This is a genomic window from Allostigmatella hybrida (genome assembly GCF_020103775.1).
Lineage (GTDB): Bacteria > Myxococcota > Myxococcia > Myxococcales > Myxococcaceae > Hyalangium > Hyalangium aurantiaca.
The window spans coordinates 400449-418405 of the sequence record NZ_JAHXBH010000001.1 but is presented as its reverse complement, the minus strand read 5'-3'; the positions used below and the strand labels follow the sequence as shown (position 1 = coordinate 418405).

15 protein-coding genes are annotated in these 17957 nt (G+C 69.8%); 10 read left to right on the top strand and 5 right to left on the bottom strand.

Annotated elements, in window-relative coordinates; genetic code table 11:
- The first annotated feature begins 73 nt into the window (after window positions 1-73).
- The 5 genes from KY661_RS01655 (at window position 74) to KY661_RS01635 (ending at window position 5321) form a co-directional block, all read left to right on the top strand.
- A complete protein-coding gene (locus tag KY661_RS01655) occupies window positions 74-670 on the top strand; it encodes a GNAT family N-acetyltransferase (RefSeq protein ID WP_225408506.1) in 597 nt (198 codons plus the stop codon).
- A 217-nt stretch (window positions 671-887) separates the two neighbouring features.
- Entirely contained in the window at window positions 888-1283 is a 396-nt protein-coding gene (locus KY661_RS01650; protein ID WP_225408505.1) for a YciI family protein, read from the top strand.
- Window positions 1283-2545, top strand: a complete 1263-nt coding sequence (locus KY661_RS01645) for an RNA polymerase sigma factor (protein ID WP_225409164.1) — start codon at window positions 1283-1285, stop codon at window positions 2543-2545. Before KY661_RS01650 ends, KY661_RS01645 begins: the two co-directional genes overlap by 1 nt.
- 129 nt (window positions 2546-2674) lie before the next feature.
- Entirely contained in the window at window positions 2675-4453 is a 1779-nt protein-coding gene (locus tag KY661_RS01640; RefSeq protein ID WP_225408504.1) for an arginine--tRNA ligase, read from the top strand.
- A 94-nt stretch (window positions 4454-4547) separates the two neighbouring features.
- Window positions 4548-5321, top strand: coding sequence for an alpha/beta hydrolase (locus KY661_RS01635; RefSeq protein WP_225408503.1), 774 nt, complete (start codon window positions 4548-4550; stop codon window positions 5319-5321).
- A gap of 13 nt (window positions 5322-5334) precedes the next feature.
- Here KY661_RS01635 and KY661_RS01630 read toward each other — a convergent pair whose 3' ends face one another.
- Window positions 5335-6498, bottom strand: a complete 1164-nt coding sequence (locus KY661_RS01630) for an ATP-grasp domain-containing protein (protein ID WP_225408502.1) — start codon at window positions 6496-6498, stop codon at window positions 5335-5337.
- A 99-nt stretch (window positions 6499-6597) separates the two neighbouring features.
- Window positions 6598-7662, bottom strand: a complete 1065-nt coding sequence (locus KY661_RS01625; protein ID WP_225408501.1) for a mannose-1-phosphate guanylyltransferase — start codon at window positions 7660-7662, stop codon at window positions 6598-6600.
- A 135-nt stretch (window positions 7663-7797) separates the two neighbouring features.
- On the opposite strand from KY661_RS01625, the gene KY661_RS01620 reads away from it, so the two are divergent.
- Together KY661_RS01620 and KY661_RS01615 are read left to right on the top strand one after the other, a co-directional pair.
- Window positions 7798-10140 (top strand): GDSL-type esterase/lipase family protein, encoded by a 2343-nt coding sequence (locus KY661_RS01620; protein WP_225408500.1) that lies wholly within the window; start codon window positions 7798-7800, stop codon window positions 10138-10140.
- Between the two features lies 1 nt (window position 10141).
- Window positions 10142-11560 carry an MBOAT family O-acyltransferase gene (locus KY661_RS01615; RefSeq protein WP_225408499.1) on the top strand — a complete coding sequence of 473 codons (1419 nt, stop codon included), beginning with the start codon at window positions 10142-10144 and terminating at the stop codon, window positions 11558-11560.
- Here the strand turns inward: KY661_RS01615 and KY661_RS01610 are convergent.
- Together KY661_RS01610 and KY661_RS01605 are read right to left on the bottom strand one after the other, a co-directional pair.
- Complete coding sequence (locus tag KY661_RS01610; protein WP_225408498.1) at window positions 11545-12135, bottom strand: CoA pyrophosphatase; 591 nt, start codon at window positions 12133-12135, stop codon at window positions 11545-11547. The two genes, KY661_RS01615 and KY661_RS01610, sit on opposite strands and share 16 nt — an antisense overlap.
- Window position 12136: 1 nt before the next feature.
- Complete coding sequence (locus KY661_RS01605) at window positions 12137-13030, bottom strand: undecaprenyl-diphosphate phosphatase (protein ID WP_225408497.1); 894 nt, start codon at window positions 13028-13030, stop codon at window positions 12137-12139.
- A 130-nt stretch (window positions 13031-13160) separates the two neighbouring features.
- Between KY661_RS01605 and KY661_RS01600 the strand changes: the two genes are divergently transcribed.
- Complete coding sequence (locus tag KY661_RS01600; RefSeq protein ID WP_225408496.1) at window positions 13161-13631, top strand: YchJ family protein; 471 nt, start codon at window positions 13161-13163, stop codon at window positions 13629-13631.
- 69 nt (window positions 13632-13700) lie between these two features.
- Here KY661_RS01600 and metK read toward each other — a convergent pair whose 3' ends face one another.
- Entirely contained in the window at window positions 13701-14882 is a 1182-nt protein-coding gene (gene metK, locus KY661_RS01595; RefSeq protein ID WP_075008995.1) for a methionine adenosyltransferase, read from the bottom strand.
- Between the two features lie 223 nt (window positions 14883-15105).
- Here metK and KY661_RS01590 point away from each other — a divergent pair, with 223 nt between their 5' ends.
- Window positions 15106-15690, top strand: coding sequence for a Tgt2/MlaC family protein (locus KY661_RS01590; protein ID WP_225408495.1), 585 nt, complete (start codon window positions 15106-15108; stop codon window positions 15688-15690).
- A 174-nt stretch (window positions 15691-15864) separates the two neighbouring features.
- Window positions 15865-17940 carry a gliding motility protein gene (locus KY661_RS01585; protein ID WP_317987200.1) on the top strand — a complete coding sequence of 692 codons (2076 nt, stop codon included), beginning with the start codon at window positions 15865-15867 and terminating at the stop codon, window positions 17938-17940.
- Window positions 17941-17957 lie beyond the last annotated feature (17 nt).

The following is a 17957-nucleotide window of genomic DNA, read 5'->3' as shown; positions in this document are numbered from 1 at the left end:
TGCCTTGAGCGAACGGTCCTGTATGTCCTGCCGGCGAGCCGCAGCAGGCACTGCCCCGAGGGACTGGACCGACATGCATCTGCCCACATTGGAAACACAGAGACTGCGAATTCGCCCGCTTCAGCGGGATGACCTCAATGATTGCCACCGGCTCTATCTGGACATCGATTGGGCGAACAAGGAGGTGAGCGAGGAAGAGAACCTGAAGCAGCGCCGTGAGTGGCTGGAATGGACCGTCCGCAACTATGAGCAGTTGGCGCTCCTCTACCAACCTCCTTACGGAGACCGGGCGATCGTGCATCGGGAAAGTGGCCGCTTCATGGGCCTCGTGGGCCTCGTGCCGCTGCTGGCCCCCTTTGGCCAGCTGCCCTCTCTGGGAGGGGTGCAAGGAGCACGGTTCTCCGCGGAGGTTGGACTCTTCTGGGCGCTCTCCCCCTCCGAGCAGCGTCAAGGCCATGCAACGGAAGCCGCCCGCGCGCTGGTGGACCATGCCTTCGGTACCCTGAAGCTGGGCCGGATCCTCGCGGGCACCGAACGCACCAACACCGCCTCGATCAGCGTGATGCGCCGGTTGGGAATGCGGATCGAGGAGAATCCCTATCCCGAGCCGCCCTGGTTTCAGGTCACCGGCATCTTGGAGAATGACTCCCGTCTGAACCACTCGGCCTGAGCACTTCCCCCCCTCGGCGAACGACCCACTCTCCGGACTTGGCAGCCGTAGTTTAGACGAGAAGCCCTGGGGGCTTGGCACGACGCTCGCATGCTCTTCGGGCGGCCGGGGGCCATCGATTCTTTTCATGCAGGATGTCGAGAAACCGCGCCCGGCTCCGACCTCCCTGTGACCGCCCACTCCATCCCGGGGCGCTGGCGCTCACCAGGAGCCGACCATGAAGTACATGCTGATGATGCACACCCCGTCCGCAGGGCCGTACCAGATCTCCCAGTGGCGGCAGGAGGACTTCAAGGCGCACATCGCCTTCATGATCCATTTCGCCAAGCAGCTCGGCGCCTCGGGGGAATTGGTGGCCGCCGAAGGCCTGGCTGGGCCCGACCAGGCCAAGCGCGTGCGCGCCGGGCAGGACGGCAAGCCCATCACCGACGGCGTGTTCCCAGAGTCCAAGGAGTTCCTCGCCGGTTTCTGGATCGTGGACGTTGAGGGCCCCGAGCGCGCTTATGAGATTGCTGCGCAGGCCTCCGCCGCGCCCGGCCCCGATGGCAAGCCCCTCAACATGGCGATCGAAGTCCGGCAGGTGCCGAGCGGCCCTCCCCCTGACATGGCGTGATGCCCCCGTCCCTGGAGGCTCATACCGAGCACCTGCTGCGCGGCCTCGCGCCGCAGGTGCTCGGCGTCATGGTCCGGCGCTTTCATGACTTCGCGGCCGCGGAGGACGCGGTCCAGGAGGCCTTGATCGCCGCGGCGCTCCAGTGGCCGCGCGAGGGCATTCCCCATGAGCCACGCGCCTGGCTGCTCCAGGTCGCCTCCCGGCGCATCGCCGACCAGGCCCGGGCCGAGGCGGCCCGCCGTCACCGTGAAGCGCTCGTGGTCAGCCTCGTGCCCCCCGAGCTACAGATCGTCCTCGCCGCCGATCATGACGGGGCCTCGGGGCGGGACGACAGCCTCGTCCTGCTCTTCATGTGCTGCCACCCGGTGCTCACACCGGCCTCCGCCATTGCGCTGACCCTGCGGGCCGTGGGAGGCCTGACGACGGCCGAGATCGCCAAGGCATTTCTCGTCCCGGAGGCAACGATGGCCCAGCGGATCAGCCGGGCCAAGCAGAGCATCCAGGCCTCCGGCGTGCCGTTCCAGATGCCCACGCCAGAGGAACGCGCCCAGCAGCTGGGCACCGTGCTGCATGTGCTCTACCTCCTCTTCAACGAGGGCTACACGGCCAGCGCTGGCCCCGAGCTGCAACGCATCGACCTGTCGGGTGAGGCACTGCGCCTGCTGCGCCTGCTCCGTGGCTTTCTGCCAGAAGACGGCGAGGTGGCCGGGCTGCTGGCGCTCATGCTCCTGACCGATGCGCGGCGCGCGGCACGCACCGGTCCCTCGGGAGAGCTGATTCCCCTCGATGCCCAGGACCGGCGGCTCTGGGATTCACGGGCCATCGCCGAGGGCGTGGCGCTCGTCACCGAGGCGCTGTCAAAGGGCTCCATCGGCACCTACCAGGTCCAAGCCGCCATCGCGGCCGTGCACGACGAGGCGGCACGGGCCGAGGACACGGACTGGCCCCAGATCCTGGCCCTCTATGAGGTGCTCCTGCGGATGGCCGACAATCCCATGGTGGCGCTCAACCACGCCGTCGCCACGGCCATGGTGCACGGCCCCGCCGCCGGGCTGGAGCGGCTGAAGGCGCTCGATGCCGACGCACGCCTCGCTGGGACGCACCGCCTCGACGCCGTCCGGGCCCACCTGCTGGAGCGGGCAGGCGAGCCGGAGGCCGCGATCGCGCACTACCAGAAAGCCGCCCGCCTCACGGCGAGCCTCCCAGAGCGGGACTACCTGCTGCTGCAAGCCGCGCGACTGAACGATGCCCAGCGGAAGTGAGCAGGGCGCCTACACCGCGCAGGGGTCAGGCGTACGCCAGCCACCAGAAGCGTGAGAGAAGCCGTGAAGCGGGGACGGATTCCCCCTACATTGCGCCCCCTCATTTCCTGAGCTGGAGAAGACGTACCCATGCGGCAGAAGGTTCGCGTCCTCATCAACGACACGCTCGCGGCGCTCAAGACCGCCGGCACGCTCAAGCTGGAGCAGGTGCCCGGCTACACCGTGGAAGCCCCGAAAAACCCGGCCCACGGCGACTGGTCGGTCAACGTGGCGATGATGCTCACCAAGTCCGAGGGCAAGCCCCCGCGCGACATCGCCCAGGCCATCGTGAAGGGGCTGGTGGATCCGCAGGGCATCGTCACCAAGGTGGACGTAGCGGGCCCCGGCTTCCTCAACTTCACGCTCAAGGAGCAGGTCCACCAGCAGGTGGCGCGCGAGGTGCTCCAGGCCGGGGAGACCTTCGGCCACCAGCCCCCCAAGTCCACGGGCAAGCGCGTGATGGTGGAGTTCGTCTCCGCCAACCCCACGGGCCCGGTCCACATCGGCCACGCCCGCGGGGCCTTCATGGGCGACGCGGTGTCGCGGCTGCTGGAGGCCGCGGGCCATGACGTTACCCGCGAGTTCTACATCAATGACTACGGCAAGCAGGTGGAGACGCTGGGACGCACCGTCCACAAGCGCTACCGGGAACTCTTCGGCCAGCAGGTACACCTGGCCGAGGGCGAGTACCCCGCCGCGTACGTCATCGACATCGCCAAGACCTGGAAGGAGGCGGTGGGCGAGCGCTACCTGAACGCCCCCGAGTCCGAGTGGCTGCCCGAGGCCATGGCGGTGGGCATCCGCGAGAACCTGAAGGCCATCCGCGAGACGCTGGAGCAGGCGAGCATCCGCCACGACATCTTCTTCAGCGAGGCCTCGCTGCACGCCGCGGGAAAGGTGCACGCCATCGTCGACCAGTACAAGGCGCGCGGCGTCACCTACGAGGCCGCCGAGGCCGAGCGCCAGGGGGAGAAGGTCCGCCACGAGGACAGCAAGGCGGCCCAGTACACGGACCGGCAGCGGGGCGGCACCTTCCTGCGCACCAGCCAGCATGGAGATGACGAGGACCGCATCATCCTGCGGCACGACGGCACCCCGGTGTACCTGACGGCGGACCTCGCCTATCACCAGGAGAAGTACCAGCGCGGCTTCGACCGCATCATCGACGTGCTCGGCGCGGACCACGCCGGGCACACACCCCGCATCCACGCGGGCATGGCGCTGCTGGGGCTGGACACCAAGAAGCTCGAGTTCCTGCTCGTGCAGCTCGTGCGCATCACCCGCGGGGGCGAGGAAGTCAAAGTCAGCAAGCGCAAGGGCACGGTGTTCGAGCTGGAGGACCTCATCCAGGAGGCGGGCGCCGACGTGTGCCGCTTCCTCTTCCTGGTGAAGACGGCCAACTCCCGGTTCGACTTCGACCTGGACCTGGTGAAGAAGCAGTCCAAGGACAACCCCGTCTTCTACTTCCAGTATGGCCACGCGCGGTGCGCGAGCATCCTGAAGAAGGCCGAGGAGAAGGGCACCCCGTTCGTGGGGCTGGAGGGGCTCACGCAGGCCCACCTGGCGCGCCTGACGCTCCCCGAGGAGCTGTCCATGCTCAAGAAGATGAGCCAGCTGCCGGACGTGGTGGCCAGCGCCGCCGAGCGCCTGGAGCCCCACCACGTGCTCTACTTCTGCCAGGAACTCATCAGCGACTTCCACAGCTACTACACGAAGTACAAGACGGACCCCATCATCAGCGCCGACGCGGAGAAGACCCAGGGACGGCTCGGGCTGGTGGCCGCGCTCAAGCAGACCCTGCGCAGCGCGTTCGCGCTTCTGGGAATCCAGGCGCCCGAGTACATGGAGGCCCCTCCGGACGAGGAGTGACGGCTCCCCCGTCCGGGGAAACCAACGCACTGCACCAAAGCGGCGGCCCCGGAAGGGGAGCCGTCAGGTATGGTGCGTTCCGTCGAACGACACCATGGGTTCCATCCACATCCTCCGAGATTTCTCCTCCCCCGCGGAAGGCTTCGCCCGCACGCTGCGCATCTACCTGCCCGACGGCTACGACGCGTCCTCGGACCGGCGCTACCCCGTGCTCTACATGCACGACGGGCAGAACGTCTTCGCGCACCCTGAATCCTCCATCTACGACACCTGGTGTGCCAACGTGGCCCTGGACCGCCTGGTGGGCGAGGGCCGGCTGGAGCCGTGGATCATCGTCGCGGTGGACTCGACGCTCCACCGGCTCGCGGAGTACTCCCCCTGGGACGAGCCCCGCAGCCAGGTGGTGGCACGGGGCGGGGAATACGTCCGCTTCGCCGTCGAGACGCTCAAGCCGTACATCGACTCCCAGTACAAGACGCGCCAGGGGCCCGAGTGGACGGCCGTCATGGGCTCGTCCTTGGGCGGGCTGATGGCGCTGCACCTGGGCTGGACGCACCCGGAGCTGTACGGCCGCATCGGCGGGATGTCCCCCTCGGTCATGTGGGGCCACGGCCGCATGTTCGAGCAGTGGAAGCGCCACACGGGCAAGTGGAGCCGCATCTACCTGGATGCCGGCGTCCACGAGAACATCGATCCGGTGGGCTACCCGATGCGCTACGGCGATGCGACGCGCGACTTCTACTTCCACCTCAAGCGCCTGGGGTACGCCGACCACGAGCTGTTCCTCGTGCTGGAACCCGAGGGGCTCCACCACGAGCTGGACTGGCAACGCCGGCTGCCGCTCGCCATGCGCTGGCTGCTGAGCTGACGCACCGCCCCGCTCAAGAGGTCATCTGGATGAGCCGGACGGCCTCTTTCATGGTGTCCAGGTTCTGGTGGCGCGTGAGGTAGATTTCATTGCCCAGCGCGCTGTGGAACACCGCGGGCATCTCCAGGTGCTGGAGCAGCGCATCGCCCAGCTTCGACACCACCTCCCGGTGCGCGTGCAGGTAGCGGCGGCTGGCGCGCCGGGCGGTGTGGCAGACGTGGTACTTGCGCGTGTACGGGAAGGGCGTGACGGACTCGCCGGTGAGCATGCGCGCCCACAGCCGGTAGACATCGATGTCACAGGCGTAGTTCATCATGTCCGTCAGCACGCTGCCGGGCGGACGCAGGTTGGCCTCGAGCGCCACGAAGCTGCCGTTGTCGAGCCGGAAGAACTCCAGGTGGAACCAGCGCTCGCGCAGCCCCAGCGCTTCCACCATGCGTCGGCCCAGGGCATCCAGCTCGGGGGGCAAGTCCCGCAGGCTCCAGATGACGGTATCGCGCTGCTCGATGACCGACTCCATGATGCCGTTGCTGTACTCGTGGCTGAAGGTGCAGACGATGCGCCCCTCCGCGTCCACCATGCCGTCATAGGTGACGATGGCGCCCTGGACGAAGGTCTGCGCCACGTAGCTCGTGGGCAGGGGCTGGGTGAAGAGGGCCTCCACCTCGCCGTCGTTCTTCACCTTGAAGGTGTGGGCCGCGCCCACGCCCACGTCCGGCTTGAGCACCAGCGGGTAGCCCACCCGCTGGGCGAAGGCCTTCACCTGGGCCGCATCCGTGGCGGGGATGGCGTCCGGGTGGGGAATCCCTGCCTTCTTGAACACATCATGCATGCCCAGCTTGGAGCGCAGCCGGGCGATGTCCCCGGGCAGCAGCCCCGGGACGAAGAAGTCCGCGCGCAGCCGGGCCTCGGACTCCAGCCACGACTCATTGAGCGAGTCGATGCGGTGGATGCGCCCATGGCGCCAGGTGAGGTAGCCCACCGCCCGCAGGAGCGCCTCGTGGTTGTCGAGGCTGGGCGTGAAGTAATACTCGCTGAGCGCGTTGCGCAGCTCCGGCTTCAGGGCGTCGTGCGGTGCATCGCCAATTCCCAGCACGTTGACCCCGCGCTCGCGCAGGGCCTGGACGAAGTGGATGTAGTGCGACGGGAAGTGAGGAGAGATAAAGACGACGTTCATGAGACCGAGGTTGCCCTCCCAACCCGGCAGGATAGCCGGCTTGCCAGGGCGTTGCCTCGCCTATCTCACGCAATGCGTTAAAGGGCCCTGAACCTTGTTTCAGAGGTATTTCTGGCGCTTGCGGGCCTTGAGGGCCTCCACCACCTTGCGCACATCCTGGCTCTTGTCCTTGGGCACCACGAGCACCGCGTCCCCGGCGTCCACCACCACCACGTCCGTGAGGCCCACCACCGCCAGCGGCCGCGTGTCGCCCAGCACCACGCAGTTGTCGCAGTCCACCACGACGGTCTCGTCTCCGGAGACGACGTTGCCGCGGGCATCCGCGGGGCGCACCTCGGGGATGGCGGCGAAGGAGCCCACGTCGGACCAGCCGAAGTCCCCGGGCAGCACGGCGATGTTGGAGGCCTTCTCCATCACCCCGTAGTCAATGGAGACGGCGGGCAGCTTGGGGAACACCTTCTTGAGCACGGAGGGGAAGGTGCGCTTGCCCACCGCGCCCTTCAGGGCCGTGAGCCCCTTCTTCATCTCCGGCATGTGCTCGGCGAGCGCCGCCAGCATCACATCCGCCCGGAAGACGAAGATGCCGCCGTTCCACAGGAACTCGCCGGACTTCAGGTAGCCCTGCGCCGTCTCCAGGTCCGGCTTCTCCTTGAAGGCCTTCACCTTCCGGCCGCCCCCGTCCAGGGGCTCGCCGAGCTGGATGTAGCCGTAGCCCGTCTCCGGGCGGTGGGGCTGGATGCCCAGGGTGACGATGTGGCCCCGCCCGGCGAGCTTCGCCGCCTCGGCGAGCGTCTTGCGGAAGCCGGCCGGGTCCGCCACGTGGTGGTCCGAGGGCAGGACGAGGAGGATGCCCTCCGGGTCCCGGGCGGCCACCTGCACCGTGGCCAGGGCGATGGCCGGCGCGGTGTTGCGGGCCACGGGCTCCACCAGGAGGTTCTTCGGGGGCAGCCCCTTCACCAGCTTCGCGGCGGTCTTGGCGTGCAGGGGGCCACAGACGATGAAGGTGTCCTTCAGCGAGGCCAACCCCTTGAGCCGGGCGGTGGTGTCGGTGATGAGGGGGAGTTTCGAGGCCAGGGGCAGGAACTGCTTGGGGCGGGCCTGACGGGACAGGGGCCAGAAGCGGGTGCCGGAACCACCGGCCATGATGACGGGATAGAGGGCCATGGGCGGCGCACCATAGCGTCTCCCGGAACAGAAGGACGGGGCTTTGCCTGCTTGCTCCCCCTACCGTCCACCAGGCACCCGTGCCGAGGGCGGAGTTTTGACCCCAGGCCGAAAAGCCAGTCTCATGCCGCTGAGTTGAACTTCAAGGCCACATCCACCGGGTGGACCATCGTCCTCACCGGCGCGCTCGCGCTTGGGCTGTCCTTTGCCCCGCTGCCCGAGTCCCTGCGTCCCATTCCCCGCCTGCGCCAGGAGGGCCCCGTCGCGCCCCGGCTGGCGGCCCTGTTCCTGCCCCGCATCCTGACCGGAGGCCCCGCCGCGGCCCCGCCCCAGGACGTGCTGACCGCCGCCCCCGTGGCCGCCCCGGGCACCCCGGACGCGCTGCCCCCCGAGGAAGACGAGGCCCCCGAGCCGGAGGAGGCCGAGGCCCCCACCGTGATGGCGCCCCCGTCCGACCTGGAGGGACTGGGGACCCTCACGCGCGCCCGCGCCCTGTCGCTGGAGAGCCTGCGCGAGCGCGTGGCCTCCCAGCACGTGGACATCGAGCTGGGCTGCCGCCGCCCGGGGCCCTCGGGGTGCGAGGAGAACGGGCTGGCCCCCTTCTTCCGCGCCTTGAGTGCGCTGCGCGAGGACACGCGGCGCTCCCCCGTGCGCGTGGTGCACCTGGGGGACTCGCTCATCGCCTCGGACCACATCACCGACGTCATCCGGGACCGGCTCCAGGAGCGCCACGGCTCGGGCGGCAAGGGGCTGCTCTACATCGACCGGCCCACCGGGGCGGGGCGCACGGTGCGCGCAGGGACGGCCAGCGAGGGCTGGCAGATCACCCGCATCATCGACCGCAACTACCCCAAGGAGCGGCTGGGCTTCACCGGCGTGGCCTTCGCCTCCACGGGCCAGGGCTCGCCGAGCGCGCGCTTCCCGGCCGAAGGGGCCCGCACCGCGGAGCTCTTCTTCCAGACCCAGCCCCAGGGCGGCACGGTGATGTTCAGCGCGGACGGCAAGCCGCTGCAGCGCCTGCTCACCCACTTCGAGTCGCCCCAGATGGCCTTCGCGCGGGTGGCCCTGCCCGAGGGCACCCAGACGCTGTCGCTGCACACCACCGGCAAGGTGGAGCTGCACGGCGTCTCGATGGAGAGTGGCCAGCCGGGCATCGTCTACGACACCATCGGCCTGCCGGGCGCCACCGCGGAGGTGTTCCTGCGCGCCAAGCGGGAGGCCTTCCGCGCCCAGCTCCGCCACCGCAAGCCCTCGCTCGTGGTGCTGATGGTGGGCGGCAACGAGGCCTTCTACCTCTCGCGGGACCGGACGAAGCCCGAGGACATCCGCGCCTCGGCGGTGGAGCTGGTGAAGTGGGTGCGGGAGTCCGTCCCGGACTCGGCCTGCCTCGTCATGTCCCCGCTGGATGCGGCGGTGCGCACCATGGGCGGCGAGCTGGTGCCGCGCCGGGGCACGCAGGAGGTGGGCCGCATCCTCCGCGAGGTGGCCCGCGACGGCGGCTGCGCCTTCTGGGATTCCCTGGCCGCCATGGGGGGAGAGGGCGCCGCCATCCGCTGGCTGCCGCTGAAGCTGCTGAACGAGGACCTCGTGCATCCCCGCGCGCGAGGCTCGGACCTGATGGGCCACCTGTTCGACTTCGCCCTCCAGCGGGCCTATGCCCGGCAGCACCCGCACTTGCAGGTGGAGGACCCCGCCGGTCTCCTCGACAGCGGCACCTCGCTGCGGAGCACGTTCGCGCGCCTCCGGGCGATGGAAGACGCGAAAGAGGGCGAGCCGCTGGACATCGTTCAGCTTGGCCCCTCCGACCGGCCCCTCCCTGGCTTCTCCCGCGCCGTGCAGGGGGCGCTCGCCAAGCGCTCCGGCGCGGCCAGCAAGGGCATCACCTATGACACGCTCGAGACGCCCGGCGCGACGGCCTTCACGCTGAACGGCCCGGAGCTGGAGACGCTCGAGGCGCAGCTCGCCACGCGCAAGCCCCAGCTGCTCGTGTTCCGGTATGGCGCCCTCGAAGCGGGCGAGCCTTCCCTGGAGCCGGAGGCACTGAGCAAGGCGTACACGGCGGCGATCTCCCGGCTGCGCGCCGCCACGGGGGCCGAGTGTCTGCTCATCGGCCCCACGGACCCCCTGCAACAGGACACGCAGGGCCGCTGGACCGAGGCCCCTGCCCTGGAGCGGGTGCTCTCCACGCTGCCCGGGGTGGCCCGGGACGCTGGGTGCGCCTACTGGTCAGCCCGGGCCGCCATGGGCGGCGAGCGCTCGATGCTGCGCTGGCAGCGCGCGGTGCCCGCGCTCGGCGATGGCGCCCAGCTGACGCCCGAGGGCGCCGAGCGGCTCGCCAGCGCCTTCGTGAAGGAGCTGCTGGCAGGCTACGACGCCTCCAAGGCCACGTCCGCGGAGGCAGGCCAGGCCCGCGTCCAGACGAAGGGGACCCTGCCCGTGCCCGCCGCCCCCACCGCCCATGCCGCGGAGGGCGGCTGACATGCAGTCCACCAGCATCCCGTACCTGGTCTTCCTCGCGCTCACCTTCGCCCTGTACTGGGCCGTGCACCGCCACCGCGGGGCGCGGCTGGGCGTGCTGCTCGCCGCGAGCGTGTGCTTCTACGTGGCGTGGACCCCGCTGCCCATCATCGTCTTCTTCGTGGGCGCGGGCTTCGACCACCTGGTGGTGAAGGGGCTCGCCCGGGCGCAGTCCCCCCGGGTGCGCAAGGCGCTGGTGACGGCGTCCGTGGTGTTCAACCTGGGGCTGCTGGGCAGCTTCAAGTACGCGGACCTGTTCCGCCAGACGGCCCAGAACCTGCTGGCGCCGCTCGGAGTCCACATCCGGGCCGAGCCCTTCGGGTGGCTGCTGCCCGTGGGGCTCTCCTTCCTGTGCTTCCAGGCCATCAGCTACGTGGTGGACGTGTACCGGGGCAAGGCGAGCGCGGAGCACAGCTACCTGGAGCACCTGCTCTACCTGCTCTTCTTCCCGCGCGTGGTATCGGGCCCCATCGTGCGGGCCTCGGCGTTGCTGGAGCGCTTCAAGGACGTCCCCACGCTCTCGCCCGAGGCCGGGGGCCGCGCGCTGTACCGCATCGCCGTGGGCCTGGTGAAGAAGCTGGTCATCGCGGACGTGCTGGGCAGCGGGCTGGTGGACCCGGTGTTCGGCAACCCCGAGGCCTACACCTCGGCGGAGTGCCTGGTGGCGGCGGTGGCCTACACCTTCGAGCTGTACCTGGACTTCTCGGGGTACTCGGACGTGGCCATTGGCGCCGCGGCGCTCTTCGGCTTCGAGTTCCCGGAGAACTTCCAGCGGCCCTACCTGGCGCGCAACCTGTTCGAGTTCTGGAACCGCTGGCACATGAGCCTGTCGAGCTGGCTCCGGGACTACCTGTACATTCCGCTGGGCGGCAACCGGCGCTCGAAGCCGCGCGTGCTCTTCAACCTGATGACGGTGATGGTGCTGGGCGGCCTGTGGCACGGGGCGGACTGGCGCTTCGCCATCTGGGGCGCGGCACACGGGGTGGGCCTGGGGCTGCTGCGCACCTGGTGGTGGCTCCGCGGCGGAAGGCCCGAGGACGCAGGCCCGGTGCGCATCGGCGTGGGCATCCTCGTCACCTTCACGGTGGTGGTGCTCACGCGCGTGGTGTTCCGGGCGCCGGACCTGGCCCATGCGGGCGAGTTCTACGCGCGCATGGCCCTGGGCATGCCGGGCCTGGACAACGTGAGCGGCCTGGTGTGGGCCATGCTGGGCGTGGCGGTGGTGAGCCACATGCTGCCCATGCGCCTGTTCCATGACGCCGGGACGCTCTTCGTGCGCATGCCCGTGCCGGTGCGCGCGGTGGTGCTGGTGCTCATCGGCCTGGGCATCCGCCACCTCTCGGCGGTGGAGACGCGGCCCTACGTCTACCTCCAGTTCTGAGGCCCCACCTCGGACGCCAGCGCCAACAGGCTCCGGAGGATGCGCGCGGTGGCCCCCCAGACGACGTGGGTGTTGTAGGTGTAGAAGTCCACGTCGTACTCGATGCCCTGGGCCGTGCGCTTCTCGGTGCGGTACAGGCTGGGCTCCAGCAGCCCGCGCAGCGGCACCTCGAGGATGAACTCCACCTCCTCGGCGTTCGGCTGGTACTGCCCATCCCCGGGGATGACGCCCACGAAGGGCTGGATGCGGAAGGCCGTCGTGGTGGGCACCTCGTCCAGCATGCCGAGCACCCGCACGCGCGAGCGGTGAATGCCCAGTTCCTCTTCCGTCTCCCGGAGCGCGGTGTGCAGCGGCGTCACGTCCTCCGGGTCTCTCCGTCCGCCCGGAAAGGAGAACTGGTTGGCGTGGTTGCGCAGGTGGGCGGGGCGGCGCGTGAAGAGGATGTGCGTCACGCCCTCGCGCTCGAAGAGGGGGACGAGCACCGCGGACTCCCGCAGCACCAGCCCGGGCAGGTTCAGGGCCCGGGGAGGAAGCGTGGAGAGCCGGGTCTCCAGGGCGTCGAAGAGCGCGGTCACGTCAGTCCGTCACCTGCTTCTCCACCTGGGCCTTCACCGGCTGCTCGGGGGGCGCGACGTTCTCCACACCCGACAGCGGCTTGAGCACCCCGGCCTCCAGCAGGCCAATCAGCGCCAGCCCCAGGGCCACCCGGTACACGATGAACACCAGGGTGGTGCGGGTGCGCAGGTAGCGGATGAGCCAGGCGATGGCCGCCCAGCCCGAGCCAAAGGCCACCAGCGTGCCGGTCCACAGCGCCAGGGCGGACGGCCGGGCATCGGCCTCCAGCAGGTGCTTGAGCTCGAAGAGGCCCGCCAGGGAGGTGGCGGGAATGGAGAGCAGGAAGGAGTAGCGCGCGGCATCCTCCCGCCGCAGCCCCAGCGACAGCGCCCCGGTGAGCGTGGTGCCCGAGCGCGAGGAGCCCGGAATGAGGGCCAACGCCTGCCACAGGCCGATGATGATGCCGTCCCTCCAGCGCATGTCCTTCAGCGTGCGCTGGTGCGAGGCGATCCGCTCCACGAGGAGCAGGATGAGGGCCAGGACGATGAGGCTGCCGGAGATGATGTAGAGCGAGCGCAGGGAGCTCTCGATGTACTTCTTGAGCGCCAGGCCGCACACGCCAATGGGCAGCGTCCCCACCAGGACGAACCACGCCAGCCGGGACTCGAGGGTGGCGAAGGGCTGGCGGCGCACGAGCCCCTGGAAGAAGGCGGTGGTGAGCTGCACCAGGTCCTTGCGGAAGTAGATGAGCACGGCGGCCACGGTGCCCAGCTGGATGACGGCGGAGTACGCCGCCCCCGGGTCCTGCCAGCCGAACAGCTCCGGCACGATGCGCAGGTGGGCCGTGGAGCTGATGGGGAGGAACTCGGTGAGGCCCTGGACCAGTCCCAGGACGATGGCTTCGATGAGGCTCATAGTGGAAGGTGCCGGATGTATGCCCTCCCCCTCCTGCCCGCAAGGGCCATGTCCGGGGCCCGGGAAGGGTTCCCCGCCGAATCGTCCGGCGGTGGGCAGGGCCGCTTGGGGCTAGGCTCGTGCCCCGACCATGCCCCCCGCGCCCCCCTGTCCCTGCTCCTCGGGTCTCCGCTACCGCCAGTGCTGTGCCCCCTACCACCGGGGTCAGGCCGAGCCACCGGACGCCGAAGCGCTGATGCGCTCGCGCTACAGCGCCTTCGCGCTCCGGGAGGTGGCCTACCTGTGGAGGACGCTGCACCCGGAGCACCCGGACCGCGCCCGCCCCGAGGCGGACATGCTGCGCGAGCTGCGCACCTCCGCGCAGAGCCACCAGTACCCGGGACTCGCCGTGCTGGACCGCAGGCCGCCCGATGCCCAGGGCGTGGCGCAGGTGCTCTTCTTCGCCAAGGTCTTCGAGCGCGGCAAGGACCGCTCCTTCGTGGAGCGGTCGGACTTCCGCCACGATGGGACCGGGTGGCGCTACGTCTCCGGGCACCTGCTCCAGCTGCGGGAGCTGCCCTGCCCGCCCGGGCAGCTCACGCTGGCCACCTTCCCCGCCTGAGCCCCCAAACACAACGCGCGGCCTCCCCAGGGGAAGACCGCGCGCGGGCTCAGCAGGCGGACAGGACCGTTACGGGCTGCCCACGGCCTTCAGGCGCGTGCGGCCCGCCAGGGCCTCGCGCAGCGCATCCTTCTTGTCGGTGCGCTCCCAGGTGAACTCCTTCTCGGCGCGGCCGAAGTGACCGTACGCGGCGGTCTTCTGGTAGATGGGCCGCAGCAGGTCCAGGTTCTCGATGATTTCACGCGGACGCAGGCCGAACACCTGGCGCACCGCCTGGGCAATCTTCTCCTCCGGGACGGTGGCCGTGCCGAACGTCTCCACCATCACGCTCACGGGCTCCGCGACGCCGATGGCGTAGGAGACCTGCACCTCGCAGCGGCGCGCCAGCCCCGCGGCCACCACGTTCTTGGCGATGTAGCGGCCCATGTACGCCGCGGAGCGGTCCACCTTGGACGGATCCTTGCCGGAGAAGGCGCCGCCACCGTGACGGCCCATGCCGCCGTAGGTGTCGACGATGATCTTCCGGCCCGTCACGCCCGAGTCGCCCATGGGGCCACCCACCACGAAGCGGCCCGTGGGGTTGATGAAGAACTTGGTCTTCTTGTCGATGAGCTTGGCCGGCAGCGCGCGGGCGATGACGTCCTCGCGCAGCGCCTCGTGGATCTTCTTGTTGGAGATCTCCTCGGCGTGCTGCGTGGACACCACCACGGTGTCGATGCGCGCCGGGCGGCCGTCGATGTACTGCACCGAGACCTGGCTCTTGCCGTCCGGACGGATCCACGGGTGCGCCTTGCGGCGCACCTCGGCCAGCCGCCGGGTGAGCGCGTGCGCGTAGTGGATGGGGGCCGGCATCAGCTCCGGCGTCTCGTCACAGGCGTAGCCGAACATCATGCCCTGGTCGCCGGCGCCCTGGTCCTTCTTGTTGTCCACGCCGCGCGCGATGTCCTGGCTCTGGCCCTCGATGGCCACCATGACGCCGCAGGTGTGGCCGTCATAGCCCATGGAGCTGTCGGTGTAGCCGATGCGGCAGATGGTGCTCCGGACGATCTTCGGAATGTCCACGTAGCAGTTCGTGGTCACCTCGCCCGCGACGATGGCGAGACCGGTCTTGACCAGGGTCTCCACGGCGACGCGCGCCTGGGGATCCTTGGAGATGATGGCATCCAGCACACCATCGGAGATCTGATCGGCGATCTTGTCCGGGTGGCCTTCGGTGACGGATTCGGACGTGAACAGGAAGTCGGTAGGCATGTCTTCTCGAAAAGGACGGGCCGTCGAAAACTACGGCAGGCTTGAACAGTAGACGTGAGCAACTTGGCGAGTCAAACACCACGAAGTCCCCGGGAACCCCGGGGGCCGGGGCCAGGCGGCCGGGCGCGGCGGCGGCACAACCGCGTGAATTTTGCACGGCAGGGCGCGTTCCCTTGGGCTACAGGAAGCGCCCGCTTTCTGACGAGAGGAACCGAGGATCCGAATGAACGTCCGCTCCCGCACCGTCCCCCTTCTGGCAACCCTCCTCCTGGCCGTCCCCGCGCTCGCCGCGCCGGGCGAGGAGGTGGCCAAGCCCGTGAAGAGCATGGTCCAGTCCGTCCGCTACGGAAAGGACCTGGCCGCCATCAAGTTCATGGATGGCGAGCAGCAGGCGCGCTTCCTGGTGGGCGAGGACTGGGAGAAGGGCACGGAGGCCCAGCGCAAGGAGTTCCTCCAGTTGTTTCAAACGCTCTTCGCGAAGATTGCCTTCCCCAAGGTGCGCGACAACTTCAAGAACCTGGCCGCCATCAACTACGCGGAGCCCGAGGTGACGGGCAATGGCGCCAAGCTGGCCTCCACCGTCGTCATCGAGCACCCGATGAAGAAGCAGGAGATCAAGCTCAAGTACAGCCTGGCCAAGGACAAGGCCGCGTGGAAGGTGGTGGACGTGGTGGTGCTGGGCGACTCCATGCTCACCGGCATCCGGGATGACCAGGTGCGCCCCCTCCTCAAGGAGGGTGGCTGGGACGCGCTGCTCAAGGCGATGCGCGAGAAGGATCAGGAGCTGTCCAAGGTCCCGCTGAAGTAACCCCGCGCTCCACTGCCTCCTGCCCCACCTGCCGTGCCTCCGGGCGTAGGAGGCAGCCAGTGCGCCGTGTAGGCTCTGGCTTCCCTCGAACCTCGGCTGGTGATGTCCGCTTCCGCGTCCCTCTCCCTTCCCTTCCGCAGCGAGCCTTCCGGCCGCGAGATGGATGCCTTCTGTGTGAGGTACGCCCCGCGTGCCCCGGGGCATGCGGCGGTACGGGACTTGTGCCGCTTGCTGTACGTCATCCCCAGCGAGGACCGGGAGGCCCGGGATGCGTGGGTGGAGCGCTGCATCGCCTGGTTGCGCGAGCCGCGCTCCGCCTCGGGCCTCCATGAGGAAGAGGAGCCGCAGCCCCTGGCCGCCTCCCGGCTGAAGCTGCTGGTGCGCGTGCTGGAGGGCGAGCGCGCCACGCGGCTGGCCCTGTCCCGGCTGGTGGGCGCCGTCTGCGCCGAGGCCCATGGCCTGAAGCTCTTCGCCCAGGTGGGGCTGGGGGACCACCCGGGCTTCTTCTCCGAGCTGGCGGACCGCGTGCTGCACCGGCTGCTGCCCACGCCGCCCGACCCCGAGCGCTTCTCGGACCTGCTGCACCTGTTTCCCAAGCCCGGGGACGTCACCTGGCTGGAGTCCCTGCCCGCGGGGCCCCTGGCCCGGCTGCTGGCCATGGTGGGCGAGCCGCCGCCCCCGCTGCCCGACCCGGGCATGGTGTTCCGGTCCTACCTGGTGGATGCGCTCACGCTGCTGGGCGCGCGCATCGCCGCCCAGGGCCTGACCGAGGAGGTGCGCGACCGCAGCCCGGGCATGGCCTTCCGCGCCTCGCCCTTCCTGCGCCTGCGCCGCGCCTGCGACAGCGTGCTCGCCCGGAACGCGGCGCCGGACACGCTCCAGGAGCTGGAAACCGCCGTGGCCGGTTGCCGGAGCGTGACGGACACGGTGACGCAGCACCTGGAGGCCTCCGGGCTGAGCGTGAAGCTGGTGTACCGGCTGGACTCCATCCAGGGCGGGCTGGACCGCATGGAGGCCATCGCGCGGGTGCTGGGCGCCGCCCCCGGGGAGGACCGCTGCCGCGAGGGGCTGACGTTGATCCTCCACCTGCTGCGGCAGGCCCACGAGGAGCGCTCCTTGCGCGAGCTGGCGAAGACGCGCCTGCGGCTCATGGCGCGCACCACCATCGAGCGCGTCGGCCACTCGGGCGAACACCCCCTCATCTCCACGCGGACCGAGTTCCACGGCATGGTGCACTCGGCCTCCGGAGGAGGCCTGCTCGCCGCCGTCACCGCCGCCCTGTCCCTCTTCATCAGCAAGCTGTCGCTGGCCCCCTTCTTCGAGGGCCTGCTCGCCACGCTCAACTACGCGAGCAGCTTCGTGGCGATGCAGTTCCTGGGCTTCACGCTGGCTGCCCGGCAACCGTCGATGACGGCCGCCATGCTCGCGGGGGCCATCGGCGGAAAGGGGCCCCGGCCGGGGCGCATGGAGCGGCTGGAGGAGCTCATCCCCTGCCTCACCCGCTCCCAGCTCGCGGCGCTCCTGGGCAACCTGAGCTGCGTCCTGCTCGCCTCGGTGGGGCTGACCCTGGTCTTCCACCAGTTCACGGGCCGCCCGCTCCTGGAGCCCGGGCAGGCCCAGGCGGTGATGGACTCCCTCCACCCGTGGCGCAGCGCCACCCTGGCCTGGGCGGCCCTGACCGGGGTGCTGCTGTGGGCCTCCAGCCTGGCCTCGGGCTGGCTGGAGAACTTCTTCGTCTACCGCCGCCTGCCGGAAGCCCTGGCCCACCACCGGGGCCTCCAGAAGTTGTTGGGGGACACCGGGGCCCATGACTTCGCGGGCTTCATGCTGCGCCACGTGGCCGGCCTGGGCGGCGGGGTGACGCTGGGGCTGCTGCTGGCCCTGGTGCCCGAGGTGGGCTCGTTCTTCGGCCTGCCCTTGGAAGTCCGCCACGCCACCCTCTCCCTGGGCTCCCTGGCGCTGGCCGGAGGCGCGCTGGGCGCCCAGTCCGTGCTCACCTGGGGCTTTCTCGCCGCCCTGCTGGGGACGCTGGGCATCGCCGTGCTCAACATCGGCGTCTCCTTCGCCCTGGCCCTGACGGTGGCCCTGCGGGCGAGGGACATCTCCTCCCAGGAGAGCTGGCGGCTGATGCGGTGGGTGGGGCTGCGCCTGCTGAAGGAGCCCCGCTCGTTCCTCCTGCCCCCCGCCAGCACGCCCGCTCCCGTGGCCCCCCCGGAGCCCGTGGCCGCGCCTGCCCAGCCCGAGGGCTGAGGATGTTGGCTGCCCCA